At 55.9% G+C, this 15,186-nt stretch carries 14 protein-coding genes; 4 read left to right on the forward strand and 10 right to left on the reverse strand.

Annotated elements, in window-relative coordinates:
- Positions 1–78: 78 nt before the first annotated feature.
- Positions 79–186, reverse strand: coding sequence for a PEP-CTERM sorting domain-containing protein (locus KP814_RS33415; RefSeq protein WP_127973780.1), 108 nt, complete (start codon positions 184–186; stop codon positions 79–81).
- A 417-nt stretch (positions 187–603) separates the two neighbouring features.
- Positions 604–1,497, reverse strand: a complete 894-nt coding sequence (locus KP814_RS14830; protein ID WP_216737499.1) for a M23 family metallopeptidase — start codon at positions 1,495–1,497, stop codon at positions 604–606.
- Positions 1,498–1,700: 203 nt separating this feature from the next.
- Here KP814_RS14830 and KP814_RS14835 point away from each other — a divergent pair, with 203 nt between their 5' ends.
- On the forward strand, positions 1,701–2,492 hold the full coding sequence (locus tag KP814_RS14835; RefSeq protein ID WP_164887397.1) for an RMD1 family protein: 792 nt from the start codon (positions 1,701–1,703) through the stop codon (positions 2,490–2,492).
- A 36-nt stretch (positions 2,493–2,528) separates the two neighbouring features.
- On the opposite strand, the gene egtD is transcribed toward KP814_RS14835, so the two are convergent.
- Positions 2,529–3,509, reverse strand: coding sequence for an L-histidine N(alpha)-methyltransferase (gene egtD / locus KP814_RS14840; protein ID WP_216737500.1), 981 nt, complete (start codon positions 3,507–3,509; stop codon positions 2,529–2,531).
- Complete coding sequence (egtB, locus tag KP814_RS14845) at positions 3,502–4,797, reverse strand: ergothioneine biosynthesis protein EgtB (RefSeq protein ID WP_216737501.1); 1,296 nt, start codon at positions 4,795–4,797, stop codon at positions 3,502–3,504. The genes egtD and egtB overlap by 8 nt, the downstream gene beginning before the upstream one ends.
- A 420-nt stretch (positions 4,798–5,217) precedes the next feature.
- Between egtB and KP814_RS14850 the strand changes: the two genes are divergently transcribed.
- The gene (locus KP814_RS14850) at positions 5,218–5,412 is read left to right on the forward strand and encodes a DUF6316 family protein (protein ID WP_216737502.1); all 195 of its coding nucleotides are present in this window, start codon (positions 5,218–5,220) and stop codon (positions 5,410–5,412) included.
- Positions 5,413–5,593: 181 nt separating this feature from the next.
- Positions 5,594–6,049, forward strand: a complete 456-nt coding sequence (locus KP814_RS14855; protein ID WP_216737503.1) for a DUF2489 domain-containing protein — start codon at positions 5,594–5,596, stop codon at positions 6,047–6,049.
- A 74-nt stretch (positions 6,050–6,123) separates the two neighbouring features.
- Here KP814_RS14855 and KP814_RS14860 read toward each other — a convergent pair whose 3' ends face one another.
- The 4 genes from KP814_RS14860 to KP814_RS14875 form a co-directional block, all read right to left on the reverse strand.
- Complete coding sequence (locus KP814_RS14860) at positions 6,124–6,375, reverse strand: hypothetical protein (protein ID WP_011400010.1); 252 nt, start codon at positions 6,373–6,375, stop codon at positions 6,124–6,126.
- 229 nt (positions 6,376–6,604) lie between these two features.
- On the reverse strand, positions 6,605–8,011 hold the full coding sequence (locus KP814_RS14865; RefSeq protein WP_216737504.1) for an HDOD domain-containing protein: 1,407 nt from the start codon (positions 8,009–8,011) through the stop codon (positions 6,605–6,607).
- A 160-nt stretch (positions 8,012–8,171) separates the two neighbouring features.
- Positions 8,172–10,238, reverse strand: coding sequence for an ATP-dependent DNA helicase RecG (recG, locus tag KP814_RS14870; protein ID WP_216737505.1), 2,067 nt, complete (start codon positions 10,236–10,238; stop codon positions 8,172–8,174).
- A 27-nt stretch (positions 10,239–10,265) separates the two neighbouring features.
- Positions 10,266–11,204, reverse strand: coding sequence for a hydrogen peroxide-inducible genes activator (locus KP814_RS14875; protein WP_216737506.1), 939 nt, complete (start codon positions 11,202–11,204; stop codon positions 10,266–10,268).
- A gap of 314 nt (positions 11,205–11,518) precedes the next feature.
- Here KP814_RS14875 and KP814_RS14880 point away from each other — a divergent pair, with 314 nt between their 5' ends.
- On the forward strand, positions 11,519–12,400 hold the full coding sequence (locus tag KP814_RS14880) for a sugar nucleotide-binding protein (protein ID WP_216737507.1): 882 nt from the start codon (positions 11,519–11,521) through the stop codon (positions 12,398–12,400).
- Between the two features lie 65 nt (positions 12,401–12,465).
- Here the strand turns inward: KP814_RS14880 and KP814_RS14885 are convergent, their stop codons facing one another.
- Positions 12,466–12,852, reverse strand: coding sequence for a RidA family protein (locus tag KP814_RS14885; RefSeq protein ID WP_216737508.1), 387 nt, complete (start codon positions 12,850–12,852; stop codon positions 12,466–12,468).
- Positions 12,853–13,036: 184 nt separating this feature from the next.
- The gene (locus KP814_RS14890; protein WP_216737509.1) at positions 13,037–15,166 is read right to left on the reverse strand and encodes a RelA/SpoT family protein; all 2,130 of its coding nucleotides are present in this window, start codon (positions 15,164–15,166) and stop codon (positions 13,037–13,039) included.
- Positions 15,167–15,186: the final 20 nt, after the last annotated feature.

A 15,186-nucleotide genomic window follows, 5' to 3' on the forward strand; every position in this document is an offset into this window, starting at 1 on the left:
GTTTATGGCGTACTTTCTTCAGGGCAAAAAAAAACCCTCTTAACATAACGCTAAGAGGGGTATTCACCGCCAATGAATTTAACCGTGTTTCTTGGATTTCATGCCCCGGTAGAGGATGATCGCCAAGAGCGCTATACCATAGAGAGCCAACGTCGCAGGCTCGGGAACAGTTACTATCGGAGGCATACTTCATTCTCCCAACTGTCGTATAACACTATTGCCCCTTATACTGCACACCCGAGGCCATAAAATAAAAATACATTAAATATCAAAAACTTATTTAGACAAAAAAGAAAGGTGAACTACGTCACATGAGAATTTCGAGAAAAAAAGTCGCGGATGAGCCATTAACTGTAAAAATTGCTGACTAGAGATAGCCGATTGGTCAGCTTTAAATCACTTTTCCACTTGAATTTGTCTTCTCCCCCTCCTCTGCGCCAGACAACAGCGTAAGCCTATCGGCCTAGCCCCATAGACAAAGCCAGCTTGTTGACAGCCTTTTGTCCTATGCCCGAAATACGCGTAAAAAAAATGGACGCTTGGCGTCCACTCTCAGGTTGTATCTATGTCGGGACGTCATTTATCTCGACAGGGCTTAGGCCTCTACCAGCCAACCATGCGAGTCCTCTCCCTAATGGGATAGTCATTTCCCGCAGAGTCCTGCATGTGAAAGCGTAGCGACTGCAGATCCAGTCCGACATTTCTGCGCACGACAAAATGCAAATGCGGCCCAGTGGAAAAGCCAGTGCTGCCGGAACGCGCCAGCGCCTGACCGCGCTCCACCCGGTCACCGGGACGCACCTGTAAACTCCCCTGTAAAATATGCGCATACATGCCTGTAGTGCCGTCGTCATGCAGAATCATGACGAAGTTGGCTTTATCCAGGAAATAGGCGAATGCCGCGCTGCCAATGCTGTAATTCTCCTCCACCGCCATCACCACACCGCCCCGGGCGGCGTGAATATAGCTGCCGACCGGCATGGCGATATCCACGGCATAGGTGTTGGGTTCTTCAGTATGCGAAAACTGACCGTTAAAGCCCTGGGAAATGACGTAGGACTCCCCCCCTGCGAACGGCGGCGAGTATACCGCGTTGTAATCAGGTTTGGCCTCAGGATCGCCAGGGATGTAGTAATACTGGTAGTCCACCTGGCCCTGAATCTTGAAATAGCGGGTGGCCTCAGCCTCCACTAGGATACTGTCCCGCTTATATTCCCCCTTGTCCCGCACCTGCAACAAAAACTGCACAGGACCTCGCCACGGATTCGTAGCCGTCAGAATCGTGACGTTATCCTCTACTTTGGAAGTGATGGCGGGCTTGTCCTGGGAGTCGCGGGAAGAGGTCAGTTTCACCTGTTCATGCTTACCTTGTTGCGGCGCCTTATCGGTGAAATGCCAGCGACCGCTGGCGTCCTGATACTTATAGACGGTCTGCGCCGCACTGGAAAAAGCGCACAGACAGGCTGCCGCCAGGGAAAAGTAACGAAGGAATTTCAAAGGCGCGGGACTCCGGGTAGATAACTGCTTCTGAACGCATGACAGCTTGAGCTGAACATCCTTAGGAAATATACCAATCCTGGGCTTTTCCGTCCTCTACCTTGTTCACTTTCGTGCTAAGCTCATTGAAGACGGCGCCGCTTTGCGCCCGTTATTCAGCGGGAGTTCGGGAACCGTCATTTTTTGTTAAATCAGGACCTTCGATGTTTCAGGATATCAGTTCATTGCTTATCCGGGCGCTTTATATTGGCGACCAGATAGATGTTCGACAGTTGGAAAAAGTAAAAGCCTGCGCCCGTAATCCACTTACACTGATGGTGGAGCAGGAAGCCGCCTACGTGACTATCTTCCGCTACGGCGTAGTGGTGATGTTCAACGTCAAACCCCAGGACGAGGCGGCGCTGATGCGGGAAATCATGCTGCACACCAAACGCCCGCTGGACAAACCCGTGGTGGAAGAATCAGAACTCTCCATCACCACCACGCCGTCCGACACCGTAGCCGACAATATCATCAGCGTGTTCGCGCCCACCGTGGAGAAGCTACAGATCATCGCCGACGCGATGGCGAAATCCGTAATCCTGGAATTCTATGAGCTGGAGGAGAGCCGCAACCTGGAGCGCATCAGTCCCCTTGCGGAATTCCTGCACTCTCAGGGCCGCACCGGCGCCAAGACGCAGGAACTACTTAAGCAAATCGGTAAGGTGCTGCTGAATCAGCAGATCATGGTGGGCCGCGTCGAAGTGGGCGAGAAGCCGGACCTGCTGTGGGATTTTCCAGAGCTGGAGCGCTTCTACCTGCGTCTGTCCGATGAGTTTGAAATACGGGAGCGGGACAAGGCGCTTGAGCGCAAGATGGAAATCATTTCCCGCACCTCGCAAACCGTACTCGACATCATTACCGCCAAACGCAGTCTGCGGGTGGAGTGGTATATCGTCATTCTGATCGTGTTTGAGATACTGCTGACGCTCTACGAGCTGTTCTTCACTCACTGATTCAATCGAACGCGGGGCCTCTTTTGGCCCCGTTTTTCAATCCGTCATTCTGACGCCGCCTTCATACTGCAGCAGATGCATGCTGTACATGTCATCCTCCGCCAGCCATACCCGGCGCGACTGCCAACCCGCCGACGCCGCCAGATCCTGGAACCGCTCCACCGTGTACTTGTGAGAGTTTTCCGTATGGATGGTTTCGTCTTTCGACAGATGGAAGTACTTGCCGCCCACCGCGATGAATTGGTCGCACAGGCTGCGTAAATGCATCTCTATGCGACTCTTCGTTTCATTGAAGCGGGCTTCATGGGCGAACTGCTCCAGCGTCAGCTCAGCTCCCAGCTCCTGCTGCATGCGGCGCAACAGATTGAGATTAAACTCTCGCGTCACGCCACTGGCGTCATCGTAGGCGCGCAGCAGAATGCGGCGGTCTTTCAGGGTGTCCACGCCAACCAGCAGATACCCGCCTTCCCCCAGCGTACGCCCGACCCGGTAGAGAAAACGTCTTGCGTCCTTCGCCTCCAGATTGCCGATCGTGGAGCCGGGGAAGAAGCCCATGCGAGGCCCAGTAGTGTCCGGCAGCGGTTGCGCTTCCATGAAGTCGCCCACGACCGGCGTCACCGTTAAAGCAGGATAACGCTGGCTCAGGTTTTTAACGCTATCCAACAGAAAGGTTTCTGAAACATCAATGGCGACGAATCCATCGACCTGGGGATGCGCATCCAGTAGTCGCTGCACCTTTTCGCAGTTTCCACAACCAAACTCCACGATCTGTCCGATATGCGGGAGTCTCTGCGCCATTTCCCGGGCCACGTAATCGATCATGCCCATTTCCGTACGAGTCAGATAATACTCGTCCACGTCACATATCTGCTCGAACAGCTCCGAACCGCGCTGGTCATAAAAGTATTTACACGGCAGCGTTTTCGGCCAGCCGGACAGGCCCTGCACCACGTCCGCTAAAAACGCCTCATCAATAACTTCGTGTTCACATAGATCCTTAATGACTGGTTCAATCATCTCGCGCCAACCTCACTCCTGTCGCCTGCCAACGTTGATGGGGATAAAAGAAATTGCGATAGCTGGCCCGCAACAACCGCCGCGGAGAGGTAAAAGCGCCCCCGCGCAACACAAACTGACCACACATGAACTTGCCGTTATATTCTCCCAGGGCTCCCTCCAACGGCTTGAAGCCTGGGTAAGAGGAATAGGCGCTCTGTGTCCATTCCCATACGTTGCCGAACATATCCGCCAGCGCCTGCCCCTGCTGAGGCCGGCTGACAGAGGGGGTCCAGCGCCCCTGTTCCATAAAGCGACCAGGCGCCACGCCGCCTGAGTCCCCGTCTTTGGCTATGCCCGCCAGGTAGCTGCGAGCGGCGATTTCCCATTCGGCTTCACTGGGTAAACGCGCCTGAGCCCAGCGGGCGTAGGCGTCCGCCTCGAAATAGTTCACATGGCACACGGGCTCGTCAGGATTGAGAGGCGTCAGACCGTGAGGAGTGAATCGCAGCCAGCCGCCGTCACGTTTGATCCAGTACAAGGGAGCACGCCAGTCTTCCTGCAACCGCGCCGCCCAACCGTCGGAAAGCCAAAGTTGTGGGTCTTCATAGCCGCCGGCGTCCATAAACGCCAGCCATTCGCCATTGGTCACAGGCCGGGAAGCGAGACGAAAGGGCTCCTGAAACACCTTGTGACGGGGACCTTCGCAGTCGTAGCTGAAGCCTTTGCTGAGCGCGCCGATTTCAAATAAACCGCCGTCGCTGTCGAACCATTCCAGAGGGGCGGCGGACTTGGATTCTGTATAAGGAGGAAGCGGCGGCTTCCAGGCGGGATAGGCGGGGTTGAAGCTGAGAGCATGCAGCATATCGGTGATCATGAGTTCCTGATGCTGCATTTCGTGATGCAACCCCAGTTCCACTCGCTGCAGTAATTGCGGGTCCGGGTCAGGCTTACTCAACAGAGCGAGGATATGGCGATCGACATGCTCGCGGTACGCCAGCGCCTCTTCCAAAGAAGGCCGGCTCAGCATGCCTCGTCGCGCCCGGGGATGCCTCTCCCCCAATGCTTCATAATAGGAATTGAAGTAATAGCGAAAGCCATCGTTCATGCGCTCATAACCGCTCATGAACGGGGCGAGAATCAGTTCTTCGAAAAACCAGCTTGTGTGGGCGAGATGCCACTTGATAGGGCTGGCGTCGTTCATGGACTGCAGCAGCATGTCCTCAACGCTTAATCCCTGGATCAGCTCATGGGAGGCGCCTCTGACGGCCGAAAAAAATTCGGCCAGAGTCTCCTTCGTCACCGCCATAGGTTCTATTCCTTGTTCTTGATGGGGTTTGACGTAGGCTGCCCGAACGGCGGATCAGAAGACGGCTGGCGCCGCCCGGTTCACAGCGGAAGTTCGGGTACTGCGAGCTCTCACATCACCATAGCAGACAAATTTCACAAATGCCTGATCAATTAATGCTCTCCCGTACGGCGGCTGAATGACCCGCCAAAGCCCATGGGGCCGGGCTTACAGACTCTGACGCCTTTAAATTTCAATGCGTCCAGAAGGAAGCAAAGCGTTCCCTCTACTGACCCTGATCACGCGTTTATACTCGCGAAATCTGACTGACAGGCTTTTTTATAGCCAATCAGTCTAATAATAGATCAAAAAACAACCTAAGCTTAAAATAGGTTCTTATGGCCATCCCCTCGTAGTCCAAGCAGTAAGAGGTAGCAGGCTATGAAAGTACGCGCAGGCGAATCTGATCGCTCCTGGTTCCGTAGTGAGCGATTCATCCATACTTCCGACGGGTGGTATTTCATGACCCGGGAAAACACCCAGGAAGGCCCATACCAATCCATCACCGAAGCTGAAAACGAACTGGCCATGTATATCCGCATGACGATTCAGGCAGACCAGTTCTCCAACGCCTGAGCCAGCTTCCGGGCGACTTTCCCCTCAATCCTGCCGCGCCAGTGTGACAGAATCATGTCCCCGGCCCGGGCATTGCGGCGCGGGTATCATTTTGCCGCCGGATCGCCAATAATCTGCACCATGATCATGTCGGCGCGAGGCCGGCGTCCGCGCGAATTGAATACCTACCGGAAATGCCCCAATGCCTGCTTACTTACAATGGATTCTTATTTTGGTCGGTTTGGCCGTCTGTCTGTTTCTGGGATTTTTTATCCGTCGCCAACTCCGCACTTTGCAAGAACACCGCCGACTGGAGGCGGAGCAGCAAAGCCGCACAGAAGCGAATCGCGCCCACGCCATTGAAAGCATCACGGTGCTTGCCCGCTGTATCCTGTCTGACCAGGTAGAATTGTCCGAGGGCAGCATTCGCATCAAAGTGTTGCTCGACGCCGTCGACCCCAGCCTGCATGAGCGGGAGCCCTACGCCATCTTCAGTAAGATCTACAAAGAAACTGAGCACATGCCTACACATGGCGCCCGCAAGGAAGTGGACAAGCGCTTTCTATTCAAGCTGGACAAGCAACGCTGGGACCTGGAGGAAAAATATCGGGAGCAGATTATTGATGCTTCCAAGGCGATTCTGGAGCATTCATTCTAAGGACTGGCGTCCGTCAATAAAGGCCCCGCAGAACGGGGCAAAAGGACTAAAGTCTCTGGGGTTTACACAAAAAATCAATTCCAGAGCTTCGGAGGAACCACTCCTCGGGACACAAGTTCTTTGATCAGTTCCGGCTCCAGTTCATGTGCGAACTTCCGGAAATATTTCTGGATGATGATGTCAGACGATTGCGATGACTTGGTTATAAGCTCCATGCGCGAACTTTCTTCGGAAAGCCGGTAACGTTCGCCGAATCGACGGCGGAACTGATACTCCAACTGCTGCAAGTGATAAATGCTGGCTTGATTGAAAATAAGCGCGCCCATGACAGCCCTCCTGTCGGTAAAGTTTGTTAAGCGCCTTCGGTGATGATTATGTCCGTCTGCAGGCCTTATATGGCAGGCGTTGCGAGTGGATCGGTTGGTTGATGGTTCTTAAAGAGCTTACAACTTAACTATAGACACAGTTTTGAAATAATGTGAAACCTGTCACATTATTTTTTAATTCCCGCTTACATAAAGTAACCACGAAGAGGAGCTTAATCCTTGGCACCGATCAGCTGCGTGTGGCGTCCGCCAGATTGTCCGCCAGACTCTTCATATCTTCGGACATACTGAGCAATTCCTGCAGCACTTCCTCGGCGCGCTCGCGGGTCAGGCCGAGATCGTCCCATATGGACTGAGGCGCAGGTTGCGCCGGACCTTCGCCGATGCCGTGTTTACGCAACAGCTGGGTGGCGACGAACAGCAAGGCGCTGTAAACCGCATAATCGCCGTTGAAGTAGGGGTTTTTCTGATAACGCAGCGCCACGCAGACTTCTTCCGGCATGTTCCACATTTCCATCAACTTGCCGCCCATCTGCTCCCGGGTGATGCCTAACAGAAACTGTTCGCAGTTCTCGGAGTCGACGTGTCGATTGGCTTCGTTGTAACGGCCAATCAGCGAGAAGTGCGGCGGAAACACATGGGCCAACACCAGATAGCCGAAGTTGTGCAACAGTCCAACCAGATACGCCAGTCCAAATTCGGGACGACGCTCTTTCGGTATCGCCGTGGTGAGCGCGCCGCACAGCGTAGCGGTCCATACCGCCTGCTCCCAGTAGGGAGTAAAACCGTCGCCGCGTTCCTCAGGCACTTCCAACGTCCTTCCCAGCGCCAGCCCCATAGACAGGTTCATAACCAGATCAAACCCCAGCACCCGCACGATGGCGTCATGCACGGAGCGGATCTTGCCTGGAGCGGCGTAAAACGAAGAGCTGGCCCAACTGACCACCTGAGCCGACAGGCTGGGGTCGGTTTCCACAATATCGGCCAGTTCGGAAATGCCCGCTTCCGGATCGACGCGCAGTTTGATGATGCGTTGGGCGGTTTCCGGCAACGGCGGCATTTCCAGCGTATCTTCCAGGCGGCGCTGAATACGCAGACTGGTGAAGCTGGAAATCGCCTTGTTGATCTGATCCATGTCTTTCGCCGGCTGATTGTGGTTAACGGCGATTTCAGGCAGGCGCACGCTGATCTGCATGCTCTTGACCGTCCCCATGGCGGCCTCAAACAGGCGTCGGCTCATGCACAGATATTTGTCTTCTTCCGAGGAGGGCAGGAAAATCTCATCCAGTGCGCTCAAGCGGGCGTCAATCACCGCTTCGCAGCCGGTCAGATCCGGCAACGCCGGCACTTCATACCATTGCAGGCGCTTGCGCAGTTCATCCAGTTCCGCCAGAGGCAAAGCCCGCAAGTTGCGGCCAACGCCCTCATTAAGCCGGTCCAGATCAAGGATAGTGCTTTCAGGTATCACCGCCTGCAGAACGCCGGCCTCGTCGTGCAGCATAATCGCCCGCACTCTCGCTTCCGTCGGCGCGTCTTTGCCCGTTACCTCCCGCACCTTGGCGGCGTCTTCCGCCAAGTCGCTCCTTTGAGTGCTGTAGTCCTCTAATAAACGCGCAACGGCTGCTGGAACGGCCATATCTCTTATCGCCTCGTATGGGAGAAATAAAATAAACCGGCTTCTAATATCAGGGGGATTTTTCATCATTACTTTAATTGTAGCTTAGCAGGTTTCGGGGGTTCTGCTGGCTTAGGGTATCTTTTGTAATGATTGGTAAGGGATTGCTAAGCGCGCCCGCTCAGACCTTGCCGTATAACGCGCGGTGGCCGATCCAGCGGCGGATGAGGGCTTCCGTCACGTCCGCCTGATCGATGACGCTCAGGGCCATTTCTTTCACTACCGGCAACCACTGTCGGTCCCGCTGCAGATCGGCGATGCGGAATTGAATCAAACCGGTTTGACGGGTGCCGAGCACTTCTCCCGGCCCACGGATCTCCAGATCCTTCTCTGCGATGACAAAGCCGTCGTTGCTGTCCCGCATGACCTGCATGCGCGCCTTGCCGGCCAGAGACAACGGCGGGTGATACATCAGCACGCAATAACTTTCGTGACTGCCGCGCCCGACCCGGCCGCGTAGCTGATGCAGTTGCGCCAGCCCCAGGCGCTCAGGGTTTTCGATAATCATCAGGCTCGCGTTGGGCACGTCCACGCCGACTTCGATAACAGTAGTAGCCACCAACAAGTGCAGACGATTGTTTTTGAAGTCTTCCATGACGGCGGTTTTCTCCGCCGCTTTCATCCGCCCATGCACCAGGCCTACGCGCAAATCCGGCAGGGCTTCCGCCAAGTTCGCCGCCGTCGCTTCCGCAGCCTGACACTGCAGCACTTCGGACTCTTCAATTAGGGTGCATACCCAATAAGCCTGACGCCCTTCCAGGCACACTTTGCGCACTCGCTCCACCACATCATCCCGCTTGACGTCGGGTATGACCGCCGTCACCACGGGCGTGCGTCCAGGCGGTAATTCGTCGATCACCGAGGTGTCCAGATCCGCGTAGGCGCTCATCGCCAAAGTGCGGGGAATCGGCGTCGCCGTCATGATCAGCTGATGAGGAGCCTGCCCGGAACGGGCGCCTTTCTCCCGCAGCGATAGCCGCTGATGCACGCCAAAGCGGTGTTGTTCGTCGATAATAGCGAGGCCAAGTCGGGCGAACTCAACTTGGTCCTGAAACAACGCATGGGTGCCGATAGCCAGTTGCGCTGCGCCGGATGAAATCGCATCCAGCACCTTTTGCCGCTCACTGGCCTTAAGCTTGCCGTTAAGCCACACCACGCTGACGCCCAGAGGCTCCAGCCACTGACTCAGTGTCTTGAAATGCTGTTCTGACAATATTTCCGTCGGCGCCATCAACGCCGCCTGATGACCAGCTTCAATGGCGAACAACGCTGACGCCGCCGCCACGACGGTCTTGCCAGAGCCGACGTCTCCCTGCACCAGACGCAACATGGGAACCATGGCGCGCACATCCTGCTCCACTTCTCCGATAACGCGTTTCTGCGCGCCAGTCAGAGCAAACGGCAGTTGTTCGATAAAACGCTGCTGCAAGGGGCCGGCCTGCAAAGCCGGGGCCGGTTGCGACTGTACTTCCTGCCGCAATTGCAAGAGGCTGAGATGGTGCGCCAGCAGCTCTTCCGCCACCAGTCTCTGTTGGTTGGGATGACGACTTTCCGCCAGCGCCGTCACATTGGCGCCCACTGGCGGATGATGCAGGTAATCCAGCGCCGTATTCAGCTCCGGCATCTGATAATGACTGCGTAATTCCTGGGGCAGCCAGTCTTTGATGGGGTAACGACGCATCAGCGTCAGCGCCTGTTGACACAAATCGCGCAGACGTTTCTGCAGCAGACCTTCTGTCGTCGGGTAAATGGGCGTGAGACGTTGCTCCATTTCCGCCGGCTTTAACTCGTCCACCTGCGTGGTTTCGGGGTGATACATTTCCAGCCCGCTACGACCGAGGCGCGCCTCGCCGTAACACAGAAACTTGCGACCGGGGCTGAAGCGATTCTTCTGCTGCGCAGTGAAGTAGTAAAAACGCAGGCCGATCTCACCGCTATCATCGCGCACCCGCACCAGCAGACTGCGTTTGCGTCCCAGCTCGACCCGAGAGTCCACCACCGTCGCTTCGACTTGTGCAGGCATGCCCACTCTCACCTGAGCAACCGGCGTCACACGGGTGCGATCCTCATAACGGAGGGGTAAGTGAAACAGCAGGTCCTGCACCGTGTGCAGGCCCAGCTTCGCCAGCTTTTCCGCCAGGGCCGGTCCGACGCCTTTCAGTTCGGTCAACGGCTGTTCAATAGACACGCTAGGGCGATCCTTTTCCGTCTTGCTTTAACTGGCGCGCTTCTCAACCACCCTGCACTGTCCCGCCGCCAGCGCCACCATATCGATCGCTTTCGGGCGCGGGAAGGTGACGCGCCAGGCCAGGCCTACTGTGCGATAGGGCGCTGGAGATTTGAATGGCCGCGTCGTCAGCAAACCGCTGGCGTAGCGGTCTTCCCGCACGGCGGACAAAGGCAGAACGGTGATGCCAAGGCCGGAGGCGACCATGTGGCGGATGGTTTCCAGCGAACTGCCTTCCGTGATGATATGCGCAGGCCGGTCGCTGCGGGGCGGCTCTTTACCCATACGGTTGAACAGTTCCGGGCAGGCGTCCAGCACCTGATCGCGGAAGCAGTGTCCCGGTCCCAGCAACAGCAGGTCGTGTGCGGGCAGCATTTCGCTGTCGATTTCGTCGTATTGAGACAGCGGATGGTCCTCCGGCATCAACACAACAAAAGGTTCGTCATACAGCGGCAGGGTCACGACTTCCGGCTCATTGAACGGCAGCGCCACGATAATGGCGTCCAGCTCGGAGTGACGCAGCTTCTCCCGCAATACGGCGGTGTAGTTCTCTTCTATATATAGCGGCATTTGCGGCGCCGCCCGGTGCAACTCAGGCATCAGATGGGGAAACAGGTAAGGCCCAATCGTATAAATCGCGCCAACGCGCAGCGGCTGAGACAGCTGGTCTTTACCCGCCTGGGCGATATCCTTGATAACACTGACCTGATCCAGCACGCGCAACGCCTGATCTACGACACGCTTACCTGTGTCAGTGACAGTGATATGGCTCTTGCTGCGCTCGAACAGGGTGACCCCCAGTTCATCCTCCAGCTTTTTCACCGCCACGCTCAAGGTGGGCTGACTGACGAAACAGCGCTCAGCGGCGCGGCCGAAATGCTTCTCTTCAGCCAGTGTGACAATGTAACGCAATTCAGTCAGAGTCATGTGTTTCTCACTATGTTGTTTTCCATCCGTTAAGCGCCAGTCATCTTTCCGGACGACTACTTATCGGCTCAAATCTTTTTATGGACAGTCTCAGGGACCAGGAGTTCCTGCTTTCCCCTGGAAAAACATTTCAGAACGCCAGGGAATACTCTACCCTGCATCACTGGTTTTCAAGGGTTCCGAATGCGCCAATTTATACGCCCGGCGCGCCGGTTAAGAAACCGCTTCGCAGACTTGGCTTAATAGTCTGACCATATTGAACTTTTCGACTTAATAGCCAAGAGCTAGCATAAGCCTGATTGGAGATAGACGCAATGCATCAACCACGCCTGCTGCTACTCGGTTTTGGAGCGCTGAATCGCCAAGTGGCGGCGCGTCTGCAAGACCGTTTTGACATCCTCGCAGTATCGCGCACGCCACAACAACCGGAAGGCGTCACTCACTGTGCGCTGGATCTGGAGCAGGATGCTTTGGACGCCCTGCCCGTCGATATCGACGTCGCCATTTATTGTCTCACGCCCTCCGCCTTTACGCCGGAAGGCTATGAAGCCGTTTACGTGAAAAGCCTGCAACGCGTTCTGCACCGCCTGCGCAGCGGCTCAATCAAGCGATTGTTGTTTGTTTCCTCCACCAGCGTGTATGGCCAGGAAAACGACGAATGGGTCGATGAAGACAGCGCCACGGCGCCTGCCAGTTTCTCCGGCGCCACACTACTGCAAGCGGAAGCCTTGCTGGCGGACGCCGATATCGCGACGACCGTGGTGCGCTTTTCCGGCATCTATGGCGCTGGCCGCACGCGCTTGTTACAGCAGGCGCTGGATGGGCAGGTCGCGCTCTCAGGCCCCAGCGGCTATACCAATCGCATCCATGAACAGGACGCCGTAGGCGTGTTATGTCATTTAGCGGAACTCGCTTTGGCCAAGCCGCTGCACCCCTGCTATCTGGCCAGCGACTGCGAGCCCGTGCGAATGTACGACGTGGCGCAGTGGATTCGGGAACAAGCTTGCTCCCGCGTGGAGTGCGCGCCGGAAGCCGCGCCAGCCCAGCAAAAACGGCGCGCAGGCAGTAAACGCTGCGCCAACCAACGGCTACTGGCCAGTGGTTTTCAGTTCAGCTATCCCACATTTCGAGAAGGTTATAGGGAAATGATTGAGGCTTATATCGCCCAAAACAGTCAGGCGAATATAAAAGAGTGAAGGTCAGGCGCTAGCAGGGAAAGCTTCCCGGTCCGGAGCCGGACCGGGGAGAAGAAATCAGCGGATCAGGAAGTCACCATGATGCCGTCCATTTCCACCAGAGAGCCTTTCGGCAACTGGGAAATGCCTATCGCGGCGCGAGCTGGATAAGGCTCTTTGAAGTAAGTCGCCATGATTTCGTTGACGGTAGCGAAGTTGCTCAGGTCGGTCAGATAGATATTCAGCTTGACGATATCGCCCAGATCACCGCCGGCGGCGCGGCATACAGCGCGCAGGTTATCGAATACTTGCTTGGTCTGTTCAGCGAAATCGCCGCTCACCAGTTCCATCGTCTCGGGATTCAATGGAATCTGACCAGACAAGTATACGGTTTGACCAGCTTTTACAGCCTGGGAGTAGGTGCCGATCGCCTTGGGCGCATTTTCAGTCTGGATAACGGATTTATTAGTCATATCTGTTGCCTCATTATTCTCGTTCCGCCGCGGACAACGCCGCCTTGGATATAGTTACCGCCGATACTGTGTTGAAAGAACGGCATCTTACCGGATTTCTCCGGTTTGCGAATACTGTCAGACAGTACTCAGGAAACGGATCAGTTAACAGGATGGATAAGGTTGGCGCGGCGTTCCCGGCCGCTTAGTGTTTCACCCTGGAAATGGAAGTCACCGCCAGCAGATGACGCAGGCGTCGCATAACTCGCGCCAGGTGGATACGGCCCTGAACTTTAATGATCAGGCTCACCACGCTGAGACGGGCGTTTTGCTCTTCCACATTGATTTTCTCGATATTGCCGTCGGCCATGGTGACCGCGCTGGCGATTTCGGCGATGACGCCCCGCTGGCGCTCCACTTCGACCCGCAAGGCCACGGAGAACTCATCAGTGATGTTCTTGGCCCAGGTCAGATGGATGCAGTGCTCGGGGTCGTGGAGGAATTTCTTGATCTTGTCGCAGGTTTCGGAGTGAATCATCAACCCTGCGCCGCGATTGATGACGCCGACGATAGGATCGCCGGGAATCGGCTTACAACAGTGCGCCAGATTCAACACCTGGCCATCAGCGCCTTCCACCATCAAGGACGGCTTGTTGTCGTCCTCGCGGTATTCCATGTCATGGCTTTCCGTCGGCTCGCCGTCAGACACCAGTTGGCGGGCCACGATATACGCCATGCGGCTGCCCAGTCCGATTTCCTCAAGCAGGCGGTCGAAGCTGCTGGCCTGATTGTGCTTGAGCACTTTTTCTTTGTGCTGCTCGCTGATGTCGTCAAGTCGTTTGCCGAACGCCTGCAGGTTTTTCTTCAGCAGGCGACGCCCCAGTTCGCGGGATTCGCTCTGACGCTGCTGCTTCAGATAGTGCCGGATGTTGCTCTTCGCCTTGCCTGTGACGACAAAGTTGAGCCATGCCGGGTTCGGCTTGGCGCCGGGCGCGGTAATAATTTCCACGGTTTGCCCGCTCTTCAGCGGCATACTGAGTGACGCCAAGTGCTTGTTAATGCGGCAGGCTACCGTGGAGTTGCCGATATCCGTGTGTATCGCATAGGCGAAGTCCACCGGAGTCGCCCCGCCGGGCAGCTCCATGATGCGGCCCTTGGGCGTAAAGATGTAGATTTCGTCCGGGAATAGGTCGATTTTGACGTGCTCGATGAATTCCAGGGAGTCGTCCGCCCGCTCGCGCAGCTCCATCAAATCCTTCACCCACTTCTGCGCCCGCATCTGCTGGTTATCCGCCAAGTCGGAAGTGGCGCTCTTGTAAACCCAATGCGCCGCAATGCCGCTGTTGGCGACTTTGTCCATTTCTTCGGTGCGGATTTGGATTTCGATATTGACGTGGGAGCCGAACAGCGTGGTGTGAATGGATTGATAACCGTTGGCCTTGGGCAGGGCGATATAGTCTTTGAAGCGGCCCGGCACCGGTTTGTACATGCCGTGGACCACCCCGAGCGTTCGGTAACAGCTGTCCACGGAGTCGGTAATAATTCGGAAGGCGTATACGTCCATGATGTCATGGAATGAACGTCGTTTGGCCTTCATCTTCTGGTAAATGCTGTGCAGGTGTTTCTCCCTGCCCTGAATGCGCACGGACAGACCGCGCTCCTTAAGTTTGCTTTCCAGCTTGTGCTTGATCTCTTCGATGATCTCGTAATGGGTGCCGCGCAGTTTGCGCACCGCTTCCTGGATATACTTGGCGCGCATCGGGAACATGGCCTGAAACCCGAGGTCTTCAAGCTCCACGCACATGGTGTGGATGCCAAGACGATTGGCGATCGGCGCGTAGATATCCAGCGTCTCCGTCGCAATACGACGACGTTTCTCCGGCTTCAGCGGCCCCAGCGTACGCATGTTGTGCAGACGGTCCGCCAGCTTCACCAGGATAACGCGAATGTCCTTGGCCATGGCCAAAGTCATCTTTTGAAAGTTTTCCGCCTGAGCTTCCGCTTTGGATTTAAATTCAATCTGGGTCAGCTTACTGACGCCGTCCACCAATTCGGCGATGCTCTCTCCAAACTGGCCGCTGAGCGCGTCTTTGGGAATCCCGGTGTCTTCAATGACGTCATGCAGCATGGCCGCCGCCAGACATTGATGATCCAATTGCAAATCGGCCAGGAGATTGGCCACCGCCAGCGGATGGGTGATGTAAGGCTCCCCGCTTTGCCGGTATTGCCCTTCATGCGCCTGCTCCGCGTAGTAAAACGCTCGCCGCACCACATTGATATGGTGGTTATCCAAATAGGTTTTTAAACGTTCAGCAAGCGCATCAATCGTCGGCACAAGGGACCTTCACAACATAA

The organism is Hahella sp. HN01, from assembly GCF_018986435.1.
Classification (GTDB): Bacteria; Pseudomonadota; Gammaproteobacteria; order Pseudomonadales; family Oleiphilaceae; genus Hahella.

Bases quoted from the DNA above. Each gene is read 5' to 3' on its own strand.
- KP814_RS14885 (WP_216737508.1), bottom strand. From the start codon at position 12,852: ATGACTAATAAATCCGTTATCCAGACTGAAAATGCGCCCAAGGCGATC.
- KP814_RS33415 (WP_127973780.1), bottom strand. From the start codon at position 186: ATGCCTCCGATAGTAACTGTTCCCGAGCCTGCGACGTTGGCTCTCTAT.
- KP814_RS14860 (WP_011400010.1), bottom strand. From the start codon at position 6,375: ATGGGCGCGCTTATTTTCAATCAAGCCAGCATTTATCACTTGCAGCAG.
- egtB (WP_216737501.1), bottom strand. From the start codon at position 4,797: ATGGCGGTGACGAAGGAGACTCTGGCCGAATTTTTTTCGGCCGTCAGA.
- KP814_RS14865 (WP_216737504.1), bottom strand. From the start codon at position 8,011: ATGGCCGTTCCAGCAGCCGTTGCGCGTTTATTAGAGGACTACAGCACT.
- KP814_RS14850 (WP_216737502.1), top strand. From the start codon at position 5,218: ATGAAAGTACGCGCAGGCGAATCTGATCGCTCCTGGTTCCGTAGTGAG.
- egtD (WP_216737500.1), bottom strand. From the start codon at position 3,509: ATGATTGAACCAGTCATTAAGGATCTATGTGAACACGAAGTTATTGAT.
- KP814_RS14835 (WP_164887397.1), top strand. From the start codon at position 1,701: ATGTTTCAGGATATCAGTTCATTGCTTATCCGGGCGCTTTATATTGGC.
- KP814_RS14855 (WP_216737503.1), top strand. From the start codon at position 5,594: ATGCCTGCTTACTTACAATGGATTCTTATTTTGGTCGGTTTGGCCGTC.
- KP814_RS14880 (WP_216737507.1), top strand. From the start codon at position 11,519: ATGCATCAACCACGCCTGCTGCTACTCGGTTTTGGAGCGCTGAATCGC.
- KP814_RS14875 (WP_216737506.1), bottom strand. From the start codon at position 11,204: ATGACTCTGACTGAATTGCGTTACATTGTCACACTGGCTGAAGAGAAG.